The 17,912-nt window shown below is 46.7% G+C and carries 15 protein-coding genes; 3 read left to right on the top strand and 12 right to left on the bottom strand.

The genetic code is table 11. The features are described 5' to 3' along the window. Nucleotides 1-63 precede the first annotated feature (63 nt). Both MNQ98_RS06575 and MNQ98_RS06570 read left to right on the top strand, forming a co-directional pair. Nucleotides 64-969, top strand: a complete 906-nt coding sequence (locus MNQ98_RS06575) for an ABC transporter permease (protein WP_241932474.1) — start codon at nucleotides 64-66, stop codon at nucleotides 967-969. Nucleotides 970-1,221: 252 nt separating this feature from the next. Then, nucleotides 1,222-2,106: a carbohydrate ABC transporter permease gene (locus MNQ98_RS06570; RefSeq protein ID WP_241932473.1), complete on the top strand. Its 885-nt coding sequence runs from the start codon at nucleotides 1,222-1,224 to the stop codon at nucleotides 2,104-2,106. A 391-nt stretch (nucleotides 2,107-2,497) separates the two neighbouring features. On the opposite strand, the gene MNQ98_RS06565 is transcribed toward MNQ98_RS06570, so the two are convergent. Next, nucleotides 2,498-3,400, bottom strand: coding sequence for a DUF6612 family protein (locus MNQ98_RS06565; protein ID WP_241932472.1), 903 nt, complete (start codon nucleotides 3,398-3,400; stop codon nucleotides 2,498-2,500). A gap of 196 nt (nucleotides 3,401-3,596) precedes the next feature. Between MNQ98_RS06565 and MNQ98_RS06560 the strand changes: the two genes are divergently transcribed. Then, nucleotides 3,597-4,166, top strand: coding sequence for an SLOG family protein (locus MNQ98_RS06560; RefSeq protein ID WP_241932471.1), 570 nt, complete (start codon nucleotides 3,597-3,599; stop codon nucleotides 4,164-4,166). A 93-nt stretch (nucleotides 4,167-4,259) separates the two neighbouring features. Here MNQ98_RS06560 and ald read toward each other — a convergent pair whose 3' ends face one another. The 11 genes from ald to MNQ98_RS06505 all read right to left on the bottom strand — a co-directional run bounded on the left by ald (nucleotide 4,260) and on the right by MNQ98_RS06505 (nucleotide 17,900). Next, entirely contained in the window at nucleotides 4,260-5,393 is a 1,134-nt protein-coding gene (gene ald, locus MNQ98_RS06555; protein ID WP_241932470.1) for an alanine dehydrogenase, read from the bottom strand. A 289-nt stretch (nucleotides 5,394-5,682) separates the two neighbouring features. Continuing rightward, the gene (locus tag MNQ98_RS06550; protein ID WP_241932469.1) at nucleotides 5,683-6,600 is read right to left on the bottom strand and encodes a nucleoside hydrolase; all 918 of its coding nucleotides are present in this window, start codon (nucleotides 6,598-6,600) and stop codon (nucleotides 5,683-5,685) included. A gap of 36 nt (nucleotides 6,601-6,636) precedes the next feature. Beyond that, entirely contained in the window at nucleotides 6,637-7,581 is a 945-nt protein-coding gene (locus tag MNQ98_RS06545; RefSeq protein WP_241932468.1) for a nucleoside hydrolase, read from the bottom strand. Nucleotides 7,582-7,613: 32 nt separating this feature from the next. Further along, a complete protein-coding gene (locus MNQ98_RS06540; RefSeq protein WP_241932467.1) occupies nucleotides 7,614-8,558 on the bottom strand; it encodes an ABC transporter permease in 945 nt (314 codons plus the stop codon). Further along, nucleotides 8,548-9,636: an ABC transporter permease gene (locus MNQ98_RS06535; protein WP_241932466.1), complete on the bottom strand. Its 1,089-nt coding sequence runs from the start codon at nucleotides 9,634-9,636 to the stop codon at nucleotides 8,548-8,550. The genes MNQ98_RS06540 and MNQ98_RS06535 overlap by 11 nt, the downstream gene beginning before the upstream one ends. Then, complete coding sequence (locus tag MNQ98_RS06530; RefSeq protein WP_241932465.1) at nucleotides 9,636-11,180, bottom strand: ABC transporter ATP-binding protein; 1,545 nt, start codon at nucleotides 11,178-11,180, stop codon at nucleotides 9,636-9,638. Before MNQ98_RS06530 ends, MNQ98_RS06535 begins: the two co-directional genes overlap by 1 nt. An 87-nt stretch (nucleotides 11,181-11,267) precedes the next feature. Further along, entirely contained in the window at nucleotides 11,268-12,335 is a 1,068-nt protein-coding gene (locus tag MNQ98_RS06525; RefSeq protein WP_241932464.1) for a BMP family lipoprotein, read from the bottom strand. A 30-nt stretch (nucleotides 12,336-12,365) separates the two neighbouring features. After that, nucleotides 12,366-13,307, bottom strand: coding sequence for a ribokinase (gene rbsK / locus MNQ98_RS06520; protein ID WP_241932463.1), 942 nt, complete (start codon nucleotides 13,305-13,307; stop codon nucleotides 12,366-12,368). Continuing rightward, nucleotides 13,297-14,310, bottom strand: a complete 1,014-nt coding sequence (locus tag MNQ98_RS06515; protein ID WP_241932462.1) for a LacI family DNA-binding transcriptional regulator — start codon at nucleotides 14,308-14,310, stop codon at nucleotides 13,297-13,299. Before MNQ98_RS06515 ends, rbsK begins: the two co-directional genes overlap by 11 nt. Before the next feature lie 446 nt (nucleotides 14,311-14,756). Continuing rightward, entirely contained in the window at nucleotides 14,757-15,839 is a 1,083-nt protein-coding gene (locus MNQ98_RS06510; protein ID WP_241932461.1) for a protein-glutamate methylesterase/protein-glutamine glutaminase, read from the bottom strand. A gap of 45 nt (nucleotides 15,840-15,884) precedes the next feature. Then, nucleotides 15,885-17,900, bottom strand: coding sequence for a chemotaxis protein CheA (locus MNQ98_RS06505; RefSeq protein WP_241932460.1), 2,016 nt, complete (start codon nucleotides 17,898-17,900; stop codon nucleotides 15,885-15,887). Between the last annotated feature and the right edge of the window lie 12 nt (nucleotides 17,901-17,912).

The raw sequence follows: 17,912 nt of genomic DNA, 5'->3' as shown, positions 1-17,912 counted from the left end.
ATGGAGGGATTGATCGAAGTCAGTCCCTCTTTCTATACAGAGAAACACAGCGAGGTGAAGGGCATGAGTGGATTAACGCGAATGTTTAAAAAGGAATGGCCGCTTCATATAATGCTGCTGCCAGGTCTTATTCTGGTTCTTATCTTCAGTTACATCCCTATGGCGGGAATCATGATGGCGTTTCAGAAATATATACCGAATAAAGGGTTGTTTGGTTCACCTTTTATCGGTTTGAAGAACTTCCGATTGTTGATGGAGTATCCGGATATTGGCCGCATTTTTTTTAATACGATATTCATTGCAGTCATGAAAATCATTGCAGGGCTGATCGTTCCGATTACGATTGCGATTCTATTGAATGAACTGCGTAAGGAATGGGTTAAGAGAACCTTTCAGACGCTTGTATATTTGCCTCACTTTCTATCTTGGGTTTTGTTAAGCGGTATTTTGATTGATATTTTGTCACCATCCTCCGGGATTTTAAATCAATTCCTGGAATTGTTCGGGATTAAGCCGGTCTTTTTCTTGGGCAGCAACAGCTGGTTCCCATATGTGATGGTTATCTCGGACGTATGGAAGGAATTCGGCTTCGGTACGATTGTCTATCTGGCGGCACTCACGAATATTAACCCGTCGCTCTATGAGGCAGCGCAAATCGATGGCGCAGGACGCATCAAGCAGACTTTGCATATTACGCTTCCAGGCATGCTGCCGATTATCATTCTGATGCTGACCCTGAATATTGGGAATGTACTTAATGCCGGATTTGATCAAATATTCAACTTGTACAGTCCTCCGGTCTATGAAAGCGCGGATATTATCGATACCTTCGTCTACCGTATGGGGATCCAGCAGGCTCAGTTCGGATTTGCAACGGCTGTAGGGCTGCTGAAATCAATCGTAAGCTTTATTCTCATCTCATGTTCCTATGTGCTAGCTTATCGTGTAGCGAATTACCGCATTTTCTAGTGCTCTAGAGGTTGTTCAAAAAGTCCGCTTTTGATCACGAAGTGAATCAGGAAGCGGGTTCGACATCAAATCTTGAATTCAGCCGGGCCTTCTGGTGCTCACGTACCCCAACGTACGCTCCGCTCCTCAGTCCCTAGCTTCATTCAACTGAAGCGTTTGAAAAAACGCACATCGGAAGCATAAGCTTCGGTGCTGAAAACCGACCTTTTTGAACACGCACTTATAGCAGGTAATTCAGAAGGGAGACGTATCGTGCCTAACCATAGCTCATGGTCTAGAAAGGTGTTTCTAGTATTCAATTTCATCTTTCTAACTTTTATATCCTTGTTGTGTCTTATGCCAATTGTTCATATATTAGCGATCTCATTCAGCTCCGGAACTGCGGCATCAGCCGGTAAAGTCCTATTGTGGCCGGTTGATTTCACGACGGCCGCTTATGACAACGTATTCGGAAAGCCGGAATACTTGCGCGCCTTTTGGGTGTCCACTCAGCGCGTTGTGCTCGGTACGATAATAAGCATGCTGTTGACGATTGTTACGGCGTATCCTTTATCGAAAAATACTTCGCAGTTTAGATTGCGTACTTGGTATGCTTGGATTTTTGTATTTACGATTCTCTTCAGCGGCGGCCTCATACCAATGTATATAACGGTGAAGTCGTTAGGAATGCTAGATACCATTTGGGCCTTGGTCTTGCCAGGAGCGGTTCCGGTATTTAACGTTATTCTATTGCTTAATTTCTATCGCAACTTACCGAAGGAACTGGAGGAATCCTCACGAATCGATGGAGCCGGTCACTTCAAAACGTTATGGAAAATCTATGTACCGTTGTCTTTACCCGCTCTTGCAACAACAGGTCTCTTCACGATTGTAGGACACTGGAACAGCTGGTTTGACGGGATGTTGTATATGAATCATCCGGAGAATTATCCGCTACAGACGTTCTTGCAGTCTGTCATTATCAAAATGGATTTTCGCTTTATTAAGGCGGAGAATGTCGAATTGATGATTAAGTTATCAGATCGTACAAGTAAGGCGGCGCAGATTTTCGTTGCAGCATTCCCGATTCTGATCGTCTATCCGTTCTTGCAACGGTTCTTCATTAAAGGAATTGTGATGGGGAGTGTCAAAGAATAATATCAGATGCTAGAGGGGTGTCCCTAAGGTCATTTGACCCTAAGGATACCCCTCTTGTTTGTTGTAAGACACTACGCGAATGAGTTATTCCTACTATTTGTATCACTTAACATGATGCAGAAAATGTTGTATAACATACAACTTTATTCCGTCATTTAGGAGCAAAGGACGGATTGTTGCATGCAATACAACAATAGGAATAGGAAATCATTTATTTACCTCTTTCCCGGAGGGATTGTTGTAGAATCTACAACAATATCAGTACGTTTAGGTAGTCTACTTCTCCAATGTTGTATACCATACAACATTACTTATTACATCATGGATCCGCCCCTGAAGACGTTAGGCATATCAGTAAATTCATCAAAAGCGTTTGCAACCCGTTCTTGTCTTATTTCACATTGACCGGACTTTTTGCACTATTCAACGCTTCTTTCGGAATTTCAATATTCTCGATTTCATTATGTTTGGAGAACGTACTATTCATTTTCATATCAACGGAAACACTCTGCTCAGCCTGACTCATGCTCATAATCATATGCATGTCTGACTTCGTTGGCAGATAAGTGTCTTTTTTCACCCCGTAAACAATTTTGATGCTCTTGATGTCCATCTGCTCCATCATCTCAGCAGTTTGAGTATTCGTTCCGCCCGCTTGGTTCATGTAGTATTTAGCCAGTTCCTTTAGGCTGTCACCGGAAACGTTAGCCGTCAGGATATATTGATCACCTTCCACACTCACCTTTGTATCCTTAACGATAGATTTAAACTGTTCCAACTGTTTCTCCGGACCTTCCGTTGTCATCTTCATGCTCGCCATAATATCTTTGACGTTTTCTTCAGACAGCTGGAACCACTCACCATCCACCGAAGAGTAAACACCGTTCTGTGTAATGTACTGCTTGATGTACTGCTTTCCTTTTCCAGGTATGTTCATTTGAATCTCTTGATACATCTCCATCGGATTCATGGTTGTATCCACTTTCATCGCCATATCAACTTTCTGCTCCTGCTTGCTCTCGCCTTCACCGAAAATAATGTTCTGTTTAATGTCAGCGTCCATGGAAAAGCTCTTCATATTCTGGCTGGCCTCTGCTGATTTCTGAATCAATTCATCGACCGTAGGAAACGCCTCTTCCTTAGGAGCTTCTGCCGGGGGTTCTTTCGTTTGGCCGGTTGTCGGCTGTTCTGTTGTCGGTGTAGTAGCACCTCCGTCAGTTTGTTTTTCTTTGCTGCATGCGGTGATTCCCATCACCAAAATTACACTGAGTAATGCCACTGTCCATTTTTTCAAAAGAAATTCCTCCTAAAATATATATTCCACTGTCATTACCCAAATTAGAAAAAAGTGTAACAAATTCCATTAAATTGCGAGAATGCTTAGTTATATGATAATGTTTTCACATAAGAATTATGATTTCTTGCTTTGTCCTGTCCCATAGCGATACACTTAATGAACAATGAAAGATATCAAGGGATGTGCTGCTTAAGTGAAAAATCTCCTGCTTACAGGTTACCGGGCTCATGAGCTCGGTATTTACAATAATAAACACAAAGGAATTCCATATATAAAAAAAGCGATTGAGTCGAGACTGATTCCTTTGATCGAGGAAGGGCTAGAGTGGGTTATCACGCCAGGCCAATACGGGGTTGATCTTTGGGCCTGTGAAGCCGTCATATCGTTAAAGCAACAGTATCCGCAGCTGAGATGTTCCATTATTACAGCCTATGCGCATCCAGAAGAAAAGTGGAGTGATGAGAAGAAAGAGTATTATATGCAAATTCTCAAGGGAATAGACTATTACGCTGCGGTTAGCAAAGAGTCTTATCAGGGAAGCTGGCAATTTAAAGCCAGAGATGAGCTGTTGTTTCGTAAAACAGACGGGATTCTGCTTGTATATGATGAAGATTCGGGTGAGGCCAGTCCGAAATTTGTGAAAGAGCGTGCACTGAAAAAGCATATGGAAGAGGGCTATCATTACATTAGTATTGGTTCGGAGGAAATACAGGCTGTTGCAGATGAAGACACCGACGAACAAGGGTTTTATGATGGGTTCTAAAATTTCCGAACGACAAATAACCGTCCCCTGCCAGGACGGTTATTTGTGTGATGAATAAAACCATGATTACCATTTCGAGCCACCGGGTAAAACCTAATTTACTACCCCCAGGCCCGCCCAATAATCATCAATATTCGTATGAACGTATCCGTGAGCTTCGGCTACCGCCTGATAGGTTACCTTCCCACCAATTACATTGATCCCTTTGGCTAGGGCTCTGTTTGTTGCCGATGCCTGACGAACCCCCTGGCTTGCAATTCTTAGGCCGAAGGGAGTCGTTGCGTTGGTCAGAGCTATCGTGGATGTACGTGCCACTGCACCGGGCATATTCGCAACGGCATAGTGAATAACACCAAACTTTTCATAAGTCGGATTGTCATGTGTCGTGATCCGGTCGATCGTTTCTATTGATCCTCCCTGGTCAATAGCCACATCCACGATAACGGAGCCGGGACTCATCTGCTTCACCATTTCCTCCGTCACGAGCCGTGGCGCCCGCGCTCCGGGAATAAGCACGGCTCCAACCACGAGATCCGCTTCCTTTACGGTTTCCGCGATATGGAATGAGTCCGACATGATCGTCTTAATTCGTCCTTGAAACTGGTCATCCAGCTGACGCAAGCGGTTCGGGTTAATGTCCAATATGCTTACTTCCGCACCCATTCCAAGCGCAATTCTCGCGGCGTTGGTTCCAACAATGCCGCCTCCAATAACCGCGACCTTTCCTGGTGCCACACCCGGCACACCGCTCAGAAGAACCCCTTTTCCGCCATGGGCCTTTTCCAGAAAATGCGCACCGATCTGGATGGACATTCTCCCTGCCACCTCACTCATCGGTGTAAGCAGCGGTAGACTGCCGTCATCCAGCTGTATTGTTTCATAAGCGATAGCAGTTACTTTTGAATCTATCAGTGCCTTGGTCAATTCCGCTTCGGGAGCTAGATGCAGATAAGTATACAGAATCTGTCCTTCCCTGAAGTACACATATTCCTCCGGCAGCGGCTCCTTTACCTTAACCACCATGTCCGCAGTCCAAGCTTCTTTAGCATCGGCAACGATCCGGGCACCGGAGCTAGCGTAATCATCATCCGTAAAACCGATACCGGCACCTGCTCCCGACTCCACCCAAACTTCGTGGCCGGCATTTTTGTAGCTTAATACCGTACCTGGCGTCATACCAACACGGTGTTCATTATTTTTAATTTCCTTTGGAACCCCAATGATCATCGCCTTCAGCCCCCATAACGTAATAAATTGACATCCTTAAGCAGCATTTTATCCACTTTAAGGTAATCTCTACCATTATACTACCAGAAGGCTACCTCAGAAACCCCCCAGGCAGAAACAGTTGTAACACTCCCAATAGGTAAAATTTACTCCGATGTTATACTTTTAAATAAATAAAGGCTGTCCTGAAAAGGTCATCTTAAGACCTGAGGACAGCCCATGCTGTGTCGTTACACGTTATTTTTCTGATTAGCAGCGGCGAATGATCGTTCTTTTCTTCCCTCTTTGCTTACATCACTCTACTAAGAAAATGCTCCAGAAAGGCCTTCTCATCCACTTCCACGCACACTTCAATGTTAGAATCACGATCCTGGACTTCAACCGTCTGTCCGACCGCATCACCGGATGTGATGACATCGACCCGCATCGGCAGTGTCTTAACAAATTCAGGATTAATGACTACACCTACTGCAAGCGGATCATGCAGCGCGCACCCACCGATACCAGGATAAAACCCTTCGTATGCATCCATATAATAATGGGTCATTTCTGCAAACAGTTTAGAAAATTCAGTTCCGAGCTTTTCCCACTCCTTCAGATGTTCACGTGGCAGGAGTGTCTTCATGGTTACATCGAGACCGACTAATGTAAGCGAAATTCCTGAATTAAAAACATATTCCGCGGCTTCCGGGTCCGCATGGATATTCGCTTCGGCCGAAGGTGTCACATTGCCTCGGCAGCGTACCGCTCCCCCCATGACCACGACCCGGTCGACCAGATTTACGATTTCGGGGTCCTTTTGGATAGCGAGCGCTAAATTTGTTAAAGGTCCTACCATGATAAGTGTTATTTTGTTCGGCTGGTTTCGTACCACTTCGATCATAAAATCTGCCGCATGTGCTTTCAGCGCCTGACCGCTCGGTGTGAAAGGCGCCACCGCGTTGCCTAGGCCGTTGTTACCGTGAACCCTTGTGGCGTATCCTTCAAGAGATGCTCGGGTAAGCGGTTTTTCCGCACCCGGAATGACCGGAACATCACAGCCTAGCATTTCCGCAAGAAGCAGAGAATTACGTGTTGCATCCTCCACCGGTATATTCCCGAAACAAGTCGTTAAGCCGATGAGCTTCAGTTCCTGCGATTTGGCCGCATAGGCAATCGCTAAAGCATCATCAATTCCTGTGTCCACATCAATAATAACAGGCTTCATTTCTCCATCCCCCAAGCGTAAGTAGTTGATGTGATCCTATTTCGAATAATTGCCAAGTGTTTGATACAGCATGTTCCAGAATTTCCCGTGATCCAGGCCGAGAGCGAAATTGACATTCGGTTCTTTATGGGTGACACCCAGGGTATCGACCACCGTCATTCCGTACGTGAAGTCACCGCGTGTCTCTACATCCACCCGAAGCTTCTTGCAGTTAAACACAGTTGGATCAATACAGTATGCAACACTGCACACATCATGCACAGGAGGATGCTCGAAATCAAAGACATCCTTATAGGTTTGACGGAAGAAAACAAGAAGTTCACTCACAAACTTCGCGACCGGATTCTCGATCGAAGCGATTTTATCACTTACTTCAACCGTGGCCAGTGCCTGGTGTGTCACGTCAAGGCCCATCATTGTAATCGGAACCCCGCTCTCAAACACCACCGCGGCTGCCTCCGCATCTACATAAATGTTGAACTCCGCAGCCGGTGTCCAGTTGCCAAACGTACCGCCACCCATAATGACAATCTCCTGTATTTTAGACAGGATAGCAGGCTCACGACGCATAGCCATCGCAATATTCGTCAGCGGTCCAACCGGCACGAGCGTGATATCTCCGTCAGATTCAAGAAGCTTTCTAATGATTAGATCCACCGCATGTTCTTCTACAATGTTAAGAGTAGGTTCCGGCAGCACCGGACCGTCCATACCGGAATCCCCGTGAATGTCAGCTGCTGTTTCACGCTTCCGAACCATAGGTTGCCCTGCACCTTTTGCGATAGGCACATCACGGACACCTGCAATCTCGCACACCTTCAGAGCATTCTGTGTTGTCTTCTCGATTTCGGCGTTGCCGGCTACGGTCGTGATAGCTACCAAGTCAATGGCTGGATTTCCAGCTGCCAGCAAAATAGCGATCGCATCGTCATGTCCCGGATCGCAATCAATAATAATTTTACGTTTGTTTTCGTTACTCATCGGTGTCATTTCCCCTTATTACTTATTTTTTTCTACGTGTTACCAATGGTCATGCTTTCACCTTTGCGCTGTTTACGGATAGCGAAAATGACAAGCGCAATGATTGTTACGACATAAGGCAGTACTTGAACAAACTGGCTTGGAATCGGGCTGTTCGGAATCGTCTGTAGCATCGTTTCAATCGCTTTGGAAAATCCGAAGATGAATGCACCGACCAGAATTCCGATTGGATTACGGTTACCGAGAAGCACGACAGCCAAGGCCAAGAAGCCGGTTCCTGCTGTCATATCCTTAACGAACATACTCGTCATCCCCATCGACATAAACGCACCGGCCAATCCTACAAACACGCCGCTCCATGCAAATGCGGAGTATTGCAGCCTGCGCACCGGAATGCCAAGCGATTTAGCAGATTCAGGTGCCTCGCCGATGGCCCGCAGATGTACGCCGTAAGGAGTCCGGTACAGTAAGTAGAAACAAAATACGACAGACAACAATGCGATCCATGACATGAGGTTGTGACCGCTAAGCAGTTTCCCAAGCACCGGAATATTCTCGATAAACGGAATATTTACATTTGGAATTTTGCTCAGTTCTGTCGGGTTGTAGCTCCCTGTCACGTTGAACAGTTTACTCATGAGGAACACGGTGACACCCGAGCCGAAAATGTTAATGGCGAATCCGGTTATAATGATATCTACCTTCATTTTGAGATGGAAGAAACCCATCGCATATGAAATGAGTACACAAGCCAATACACCGGACACAACCCCAATCGCCCAGCTCCCTGTTGCTGAACCGACCGCGATGGAAGTAAAGGCTGAGACGAGCATTAATCCTTCAAGACCGATGTTCGTAACACCTGTGATGTCTGAGATAAGACCTCCCAGAGAAGCAAGCAGAATAGGAGTCATCGCGCGCAGCAGCACATAGATGATCGTCAAGTCGGCAAACTGCATCCATATACTAGACCACATGAGTATTCACCTTCTTTTCGCCGGTTTGATTCTTCTGTTTCATGATGGCTCTTTGTTTCAAGTAATTGAATACAACTTGCGCGGATACGAACAGTACCAGCAGCACCTGAATGATAACGGACAGTTCGCGGGACACATCACTCTGTGCCTGCATAACTTGACCGCCAACCTGCAGATAAGCATAGAACAAGGCCGAGATCAGCACACCAATCGGATGGTTTCGGGCAAGCAACGCGATAATGATACCGTCAAAGCCGAGCTTAGCCGAAAAGCTGTCTTTGTACGCACCGTGAACACCGAGCAGCTCGACGATACCGCCAAGTCCCGCCAAGGCTCCACTGATCATGACACTAATAATAATGATATGTTTCGTTTTAATCCCGCCATATCGGGCGAACTTGTCATTTTTACCGACCAGACGCAGCTCATATCCGATCTTCGTCTTATACATGAGCAGATACACAACGACGACGGCAATCAGAGCTACAATAATTCCGTAATGAACCGGAAACGAGTTAGACATTTTCCCTAGAAGCAAATCTTTCTCGAAGAAAGGCATACGGGCAAAACCGCCACTTTCCGGGTCTTTAAATACGTTATTAACAAAATAGGAGGTCAGAATAATGGCTACATAGTTCAGCATAAGCGTTGTAACGACTTCGTGCGCATTCCATTTTGCCTTCAGGAAACCAGCCATCCCTCCAAACAGCGCTCCGCCAACCATTGCACAAATCAGAATGACTGGAATATGAATGAATGCGGGAAGGCCCGGAATATACAGCGCTGACAAAGATCCAAGAAATCCGCCAACGTAGAGCTGTCCTTCCGCTCCCATGCTGAACACATTCGTCTGAAATACGACTGCAAGAGCCAGACCCGTAAATATGAGCGGTATCGCTTTGTTTACCAGTGTACTTATGTTAAAGGCATTGGAGAAAGGACCCGTTATAAACGCGCTGATGGCATTCAGCGGATCGTCACTGACAAACAATATAATAATGAATCCGCATATTAACGCTAGTAGAGCTGCGCCGATGATGCCTACAAGATCCAGGTAAAGAAAGCGCTTCTGATTCATCAGACGGCCGCCCCTTTCTCTTCTTTCTTAATACCGAGCATGTAATAACCGATTTCCTGTTCCGTCAGATCCTTACTGTTGTCCAGCACTGCTACGAGCTCACCGTTGTACACCACGCCGATCCGGTCGCTGAGGCTGATGATTTCGGAGAGCTCTGCAGACACGAGCAATACAGCTGAGCCTTCATCGCGTTTTTTGATGATCTCGCGGTGAATGAACTCAATGGCGCCGATATCAACGCCCCGGGTAGGCTGGGAAGCGATTAATAGCTTTGGATTTTTTGCAATTTCCCGCGCAATAACGACTTTTTGCAGATTACCACCCGACAGGGAGCCAGCCAGCACTTCTTCATTCGCCGCACGCACGTCAAATTTCTTCATGAGATCCTGTGCGAACAACTTCAGTTTCTTACGGTCCATGAAAGGACCTTTCTTGAACTCCTTCTGTCTATAGACGTCCAAAATGATATTCTCTTCTATAGTCGAAGTCAGACAAGCTCCTGTGGTTTGGCGGTCTTCCGGAATGTGGCCGATTTTCATATTGCGAATTTCGCCAATAGAGTTGCCGAGTATATTCTTATTTAGATAGAGCACCTCGCCGCCTGTTGCCCGCTTCATTCCGGTGATCACTTCCACCAGCTCAGTCTGACCATTGCCTTCAACCCCAGCAATGCCAAACACTTCACCCCCGCGAATAGCAAAGGATACGTCCTTCAGCATCGGAAAACCTTTATCGTCATTTGCGGATAGCGCTTTCAATTCCAGCACCGTTTCTCGAAGCTGTGGTTCCTGCTTATCCACTCGAAGCAGCACGTCACGCCCGACCATTAGCCTTGAAATTTCTTCTTTGCTCGTATCTTTGGTCAATAATGTCTGAATGGTTTGTCCTGCTTTTAGCACCGTAATCCGGTCGGATATTTCCATAACTTCACGCAGCTTGTGCGTAATAAAAATAATAGTGTAGCCTTGTGCCACAAGAGATTTGATGGAATCAAACAACTCGTCCGTCTCCTGAGGAGTCAGAACGGCTGTCGGTTCATCCAAAATAATGAGCTTCGCTCCCCGATACAGTACCTTAAGTATTTCAACACGCTGCTTCTGTCCAACAGAGATCGAGTCCACCGCCGCTTCCGGATCGGTCTTGAGACCAAATCTCGTAATAAGCTCCCGGATATTGTTCAGCTCCGTCTTCCGGTCACGGAACATATTAAACATTCCTTTACGCGGCTCATCGCCCAGAACGATGTTCTCTGAAACCGTAAGTGAGGGAGCAAGCATAAAGTGCTGGTGCACCATGCCGAGCCCCTGCTGGATTGCATCACGCGGCCCCTGAAAGTGAACTTCCTGTCCTTTGTAAACGATGCTTCCGCTGGTCGGATTCTCTAGACCGAATAAAATCTTCATCAGTGTGGATTTGCCCGCTCCATTTTCGCCAACCAGTGCATGAATTTCGCCTTCATGTACCTCGAGGTTTACTCCCCTATTGGCTACTGTCCCATTGGGATAAATCTTATGAATATCTTTCATCTCCAGCAATACTGCCATGCCATGACACCCCCGCCAATTGGGATAAGAAATTCTTAAATGTGCAGAGAGGGAAGTACTCCTCCCTCTCTGCACGATGGGATTCAACTATTTCAAACTGGATTCAACCTTGATTTCACCGGAAGCCAGTTTTGCTTCGATTTCAGCCATTTTGTCGCGGATCGATTGCGGAACATGCTTCTCATACAGGTCATCTTTAGCCAGCCCTACGCCGCCTTCTTTAGCACCCAGCACTTCAACAGTCCCGAAAGGAAGCTTGCCGTCTTTAAACATTTCCAATGCACGCAGTGTTGTATTATCGAGGTTTTTCAACATCGAAGTCAATACACTTCCTGGATACAGCGGGTTCTGGTTGCTGTCTACACCAATCGTGTATTTACCCTGCTCTTTACCTGCTTCGAGAACACCCAGACCAGCTGCAGCTGCTACCTGATAAGAAATATCAGCCTTTTGAGCGTATTGAGCAAGCGCAAGTTCTTTCGCTTTAGGTGCATCAGCAAAGTCACCGATATACGAAGAAACAACACTGATTTCTGGATCAATATATTTTGCACCTTGCTCATAACCAGACTTGAAGTCATTGACGATCGGAATGTCCATACCGCCTATGAATCCAACCGTTTTTTCCGGATTGGCGCCTTCAAGCTCAGTGCTTGTCGTTACCAGACCTGCGAATGCCCCTGCCAGGAAAGAACCTTCACTTTGGGAATAAGTCATTGAGTACACGTTAGGCTTGTTAGGCACTTTATCATCAAAGAAAATGAACTTTTGATCCGGATAACGATCAGCGAGATCCGCGACAATTTCCGTCATTTGGCTCGTACCTACAATAATTACGTCATATTCCTTACCGGAAACCATGGACTCAACACCTGCAGCCCAGTCTGCTTGGTTCGTTCCGCCTTCAATCGTTTTGGTTTCATAACCAAGCGCCTTCTCAGCTTCATCAAGACCTCGTTTTACAGAGTCAAAAAAGGATTTATCCCCCAAGGTAGCGTTTACATAGTAACCCACTTTCATTTTATCCCCGCCGGAATCCTTACCTCCACCGCTGTTCGAATCGCTAGGCTTTGCACTGTCATTGCCGCATGCAGCCACAACCATCATGATTGCAGCCAGGCTTAATGTAAGCACCATTCTTCCAAACTTTTTCATACCGTAAATCCCCCTTAAAAATTTTTTTATTTATTTGGAAACTTTATCTTGGGATAGTCCCTCGACAAAAAGTTCCGTCTCTTTCAGATCAGGCATAGAGACCTGCGCTCCATGCCTGGTAACCGTCAGCGCTCCAACCGCATTGGCGAACGCTGCTGCTTCTAGAAGCGTTTTGCCGGCTACTAGGGCTGTTGCAAAGGCTCCGGCAAAAGCATCTCCGGCTGCTGTCGTGTCCACCGCGTTTACCCGATAACCTGGAACGAAGGTGGAGCCGCTGGCCTCAGTAATAACAACACCCTGCGCTCCAAGCTTGGAAACAGCTGTTTTGACACCCATCTCCAGCAGTTTTTTCCCAGCCTCCATTGCGGTTTCTTCATCCTTGACCTGTATTCCGGTCAACTGTGAGTTCTCACTTTCGTTAGGGACGATGTAGTCCACCATTCTAAGCAATCCTTCCGGAAGCGACTGGGCCGGCGCTGGATCGAGCAGTACAGGTACACCGTGCTTGTGTGCAATTTTTACGACCTCATGGACTGAATCCAGCGGAATTTCCAGCTGCACCAGGATCAGCTTGGCTTCCGAGATGATCTCTTCCATGAGCTGAGCGCGTTCCGGCGTCATTTGTTGATTTGCTCCCGGAGCTACAATAATACTGTTATCTCCGTCAGCGTCAATGGTGATCAGAGCGATCCCGCTTGACATATCCGCGACTTTTGCAATATGTTCCGTTGTAACGCCAGCACCATTCAAATTATCCAGAAGTTTGTCCGCGAACAGGTCATCACCAAGCATGCCTACCATGGATACTGAAGCGCCAAGACGTCCGGCCGCATAAGCCTGGTTCGCCCCCTTCCCTCCAGGACTCATAAAGAAATCATCACCCAGAAGCGTCTCTCCTCGCTCAGGGCGGCGGTCAATCGTAACGACCATATCCATGTTCAAACTGCCAACGACCACAATGTCAGAGCTCATCTTGTCGTGTTCCTCCTATGCAGGTTTCTCTATATATCAATTGATGTTTGAGAATGACTTGCCTGGCATCCATCCTTTCCCCCTTCATTCGATCATTCAGCAGGCTAACGGCCGTTGCACCAATCTGATACGTAGGAACCGAAATCGAACTGAGTGCGGGATTATACATCTGACCGAAAATAATATCGTCACATCCGATCACTGCAATATCACCCGGAATACTCAACCCTCTTGCTTTAATTGCATTCATTGCACCAAAAGCGATAAGGTCATTAGCTGCAAAAAGTGCCGTCGGCTGATACGAATCACCATTGAGCAGAAGGTTCATCTGTTCTACACCAGACTCGTAGGAGAAGTTACCGACACCAATCCGTGGGGAAAGCCCCGCAGCAAGCATAGCATCCATATAGCCTTCCTTACGCGTCACCGCTGTCTGAACCTGAAGTGGGCCTGAAATGTGGCATATGTTCTTGTGTCCTTGCGAGATCAGATGTTCCACCGCTTCGTATGCTGCACGGTAATGGTCTATCGTTACCACATCGAACGGCGTCTGGGTGATCGTACGGTCACAAAGAACAAAAGGGATTTGTAGAGACAACAGGTCATTCATTTTGCCTTCATCAATAATCGATGATATAAGAATGATTCCTCCGACCTGCTGCTGTGCCATCTTGTGAATATATTCCTGTTCTATCTTGGGGTCATTGTCCGTGTTGCAAATAAACAGAGTATATCCCAGCTCATGGGCTGCATCCTCGATCCCTCTGGCAACCAGCGGAAAAAATGGGTTTGTAATATCAGGCAGGATCAGCCCGATCATATTCGATGTGTTATTGGCCAAATTTCTTGCTATGGCACTTGGTCGGTATCCCAGTTCCTCAATTGCCTGCTCCACCCGTTCACGGATACTTTTATCCACTTTAGGATTGTTATTGATAACTCTGGATACCGAAGCCTTCGATACATTAGCATGTCTCGCCACATCGAGAATGGTAGGTTTCATAGATTCCCCCTTTTCCGCTTATGCAAGAAATCCCATGAGAAACCGGTTTCACAAATCCGCAAAAAAAGTTCTCCCGGTTTGGCAGTTACACGGCTGTTCATGAATACATCTTGTAATAGCTTTAACTCAGAAATAGAGCCCATGCGGTACTGCGACCTATTAAAGTGTTATCGCATCTGTGTTTCATAGAGGTAGTATATCACTTCAAAGTTGGTAAAAATTATGAGAAACCGGTTTCTTAAAAGACTGTTTAAGAAAGCGGTTTCATCGGCTCATTGCCAGAATACCACCGAACAAAAAAATGTTCAACTGTTTTTTTATTAACTCTTTTCCCGCCCCTTTTTTGCCTTGAAAGATCAACAAAAACAGCCGGTGCTTCCTCTAAGCATCCGGCTGTTGCCCAACCAGGAGAATCCTCCCAAAACAATAATTCATTTGGTAAGGATTTATATGAGTTCCCCTACGGATGGACATGTAAGCTGTCTTATTTTTGCGGCAATGACAGTAACCGGCAGCACATGATCCACACAGTTCAGCTTGATGGCTGTCCTAGGCATGCCGAATACAACACATGTTTCCTCGGCCTCTGCAATCGTAGATGCAGCTCCGTGGCGTTTCGCGTAAGCCATTCCTTTGGCCCCATCGCTGCCCATGCCCGTCATAAGCACAAAGTGACGTTTCAGAGCTGCCAAATCCGACACAGAATGGAACAACACATCCACCGATGGCCTGTGCCCATTGACTTGTGGCTTCTGTTGCAGAGCAATACGGTATTCACCCTGCCTCATCACTACGGTCATATGGTATCCCCCCGGAGCGATATAAGCTATTCCTCCTTGAAGTAATTGATTGTCCTCAGCTTCCACCACGGAGATCCGGCATATCTGATCCAACCGCCTTGCCAACGATGTTGTGAATTTCGGAGGCATATGCTGCACAATCAAAACAGGGAAGGGGTACTGTGCAGGAAGTCCAGTCAGTACGGTTTGCAGCGCTTTTGGTCCTCCTGTAGAAGTGCCAATCGCCACAATCTGATTGAACTCCTTCGGTCCTTCCACCGTCTTTGGACTTGAAGGCCGCTGTACTATGTGATTCAGACTCCGTCTTGCAGCAATGAGCGTAGAAAGTGGCGTCCGGGCTGCAGCCTTAATCTTGCTAATAATTTCTTTCTTGGCTTCTTCAAGATCCGCAGTACCCGATATGGAAGGTTTGGGTATAAAATCTACCGCCCCGCTCTGAAGAGCCGCGACTGTAATTTCCGCGCCTTCCTTCGTCAGAGCACTGAGCATAATAACCCTGGTCGGGAGTTCATCCATGATGTGGGCCAATGCTTCCATCCCGTTCATTTCCGGCATTTCAACATCCATGGTCACAATATCAGGACGCAGCTCTTTGACCATCCGCACACCTTCAATTCCATTTCGGGCGGTTCCAATCACTTCAATCGAGTCGTCTTCTTTCATCAGACGCACAATCAGATTACGCATAAACAGCGAATCATCCACAACCAATACTTTTATTGATCCCATAAAAGGCAATCTTCCTTTATCTTAAACATTCTCTACCCCATCCACTTATTGCTTTTTTTCGCTAATATGATTGATCAATGCTGATATTTCCATGATGAGGGCTACGCTGCCGTCCCCGAGAATCGTACCGCCAGCAATGCCGTTCACCTTGCCGATATAGGATCCCAGTGATTTGATGACAATCTCCTGATTTCCGATAAGCTCATCAACGACCAGAGCGAGACGCTTTTCCGCCGATCCAACAATGACAAGAGAAAGCTGGCTTTTATGATGCTCCTGGCTTGCGATTTTAAAATGTTCATGTATCCAGGATACCGGAATTACTTGATTACGCAGCAGTAGAACCGACTGTCCCCGGAGCTTCACCAGCTCCTCGGCCTTAACTCTCACGATTTCAGCAATGTTGCTCATGGGAATAATGAAGGTTTGACCGGTAATCTTTACAAGAAGCCCTTCAATAATCGCAAGTGTGAGCGGAAGCTTTATCTTGAACTGAGTACCCGATCCAAGCTCGGTTTCAATATCGATAAGCCCGTTCATTTTCTCGATATGGCTTTTCACGATATCCATACCCACGCCGCGTCCCGACACATCACTTACGACGCTTGCTGTTGAAAATCCCGGCCGGAATATGAGCTCCACAGCATCCCTCTTGCTTAAAGCCTCTGCTTCTTCAGCTGTCAGCAGACCTTTGCTTATGGCCGACGACTTCATTCTGGCCGGATCAATTCCAGCTCCGTCATCCTTCACATAAATAACAACCTGATTATCTTCATGCGCTGCGCGAATCATCAGCTTCCCTGTGGGGGACTTACCTTTAGCGGCCCGAGCGTCCGGTGTTTCAATCCCATGATCCACGGCATTACGGATTAGATGGATAAGTGGATCACTAATTTCCTCGATTAACGTACGATCAAGCTCGGTGTCTTTCCCCTCAATCAACAGATCGATATCTTTTCCCAAACCCCGGCTCAAATCCCTGATCATACGCGGGAACCGATTAAACAGCTGCTCGATTGGCAGCATTCTTGCCTTCATGACACTATCCTGCAGATCACCGATAACACGCGACAGATGGTCGGAAATATGGGCAAGGTCCGTTACGGAATCATCCGCAAACCGTCTTCTCTGTATTTGCTCCACCTGATGAATCCGGGTCTGGTCGATAACAAGCTCGCCCACCAAGTTCATTAAATGCTCCAGTCGCTCCACGCTTACTCGAATGGTCTGCGGCTTGGATTTTACAGCGGAGGAGGACTCTGTCTGTTCCAGCTCCTTAGGAAGGGTTGGGGAGGAAACCGGTAAAATGGCGATTTCCTCCGGCTGGACAGGCTCAACTACAACGTTCTCCACATCCATAAGCCCTGAAGCTAAGGAGTACAACTTCTCCACGTCACAGTCGCCCGCATGAAGAAATGCCAGCTCCAGCTCCCCTTCCCCCTGTTCATCCAGTTCTCCAAGATCCGGTGAAGTGTATAGAATCTCCCCACATTCCGCAAGGCTCATCTGAATGACATAGGCTCTTGCCCCTTTGATGAAACAGGACGCTGAAATTCGCAAAAATATCCAGTTCACTTGAAGCTGCTGCTCCAGACATTCCGATACCTTTAGCCTGTTATCCATACTGATCTGCGGTTTGATAAGAGGTTCTGACACCAACTCAGGACCAGGCATCATATCCTCGGTGGCATGTCCAAAATGTTGAAGGTCATACACACATCCGGATATGTCAGTCAGGTTCTCTTCACCTTCCATGATCTCCAGCTTCAGAAGTTTCAGGTTATCCAGCGATTGAAACAGCAGGTCGATTAAAGGGGCTGAAACCGTCAATTGATGACTTCTAACCTGATCGAGCAAATGTTCCATCTCGTGGGTTAGCTGTTTCATCGTATCAAATCCCATAGCTGCCGATGATCCCTTTAACGTATGGGCTGCACGAAACAGACTTTGCACTGCATCGCCCTTATCGCCTTCCTGCTCCAGCTTTAAAATCTCATCGTCCATCAGCTGAAGCTGTTCATCAAGCTCCTCCATAAAAACTTCTTTATACTCGGACAGCATGCCGTTCCCTCC

Origin of the sequence: Paenibacillus sp. N3/727, from assembly GCF_022637315.1 — a bacterium.
GTDB lineage: Bacteria > Bacillota > Bacilli > Paenibacillales > Paenibacillaceae > Paenibacillus_AQ > Paenibacillus_AQ uliginis.
This window is presented reverse-complemented; position numbering and strand designations above follow the sequence as displayed.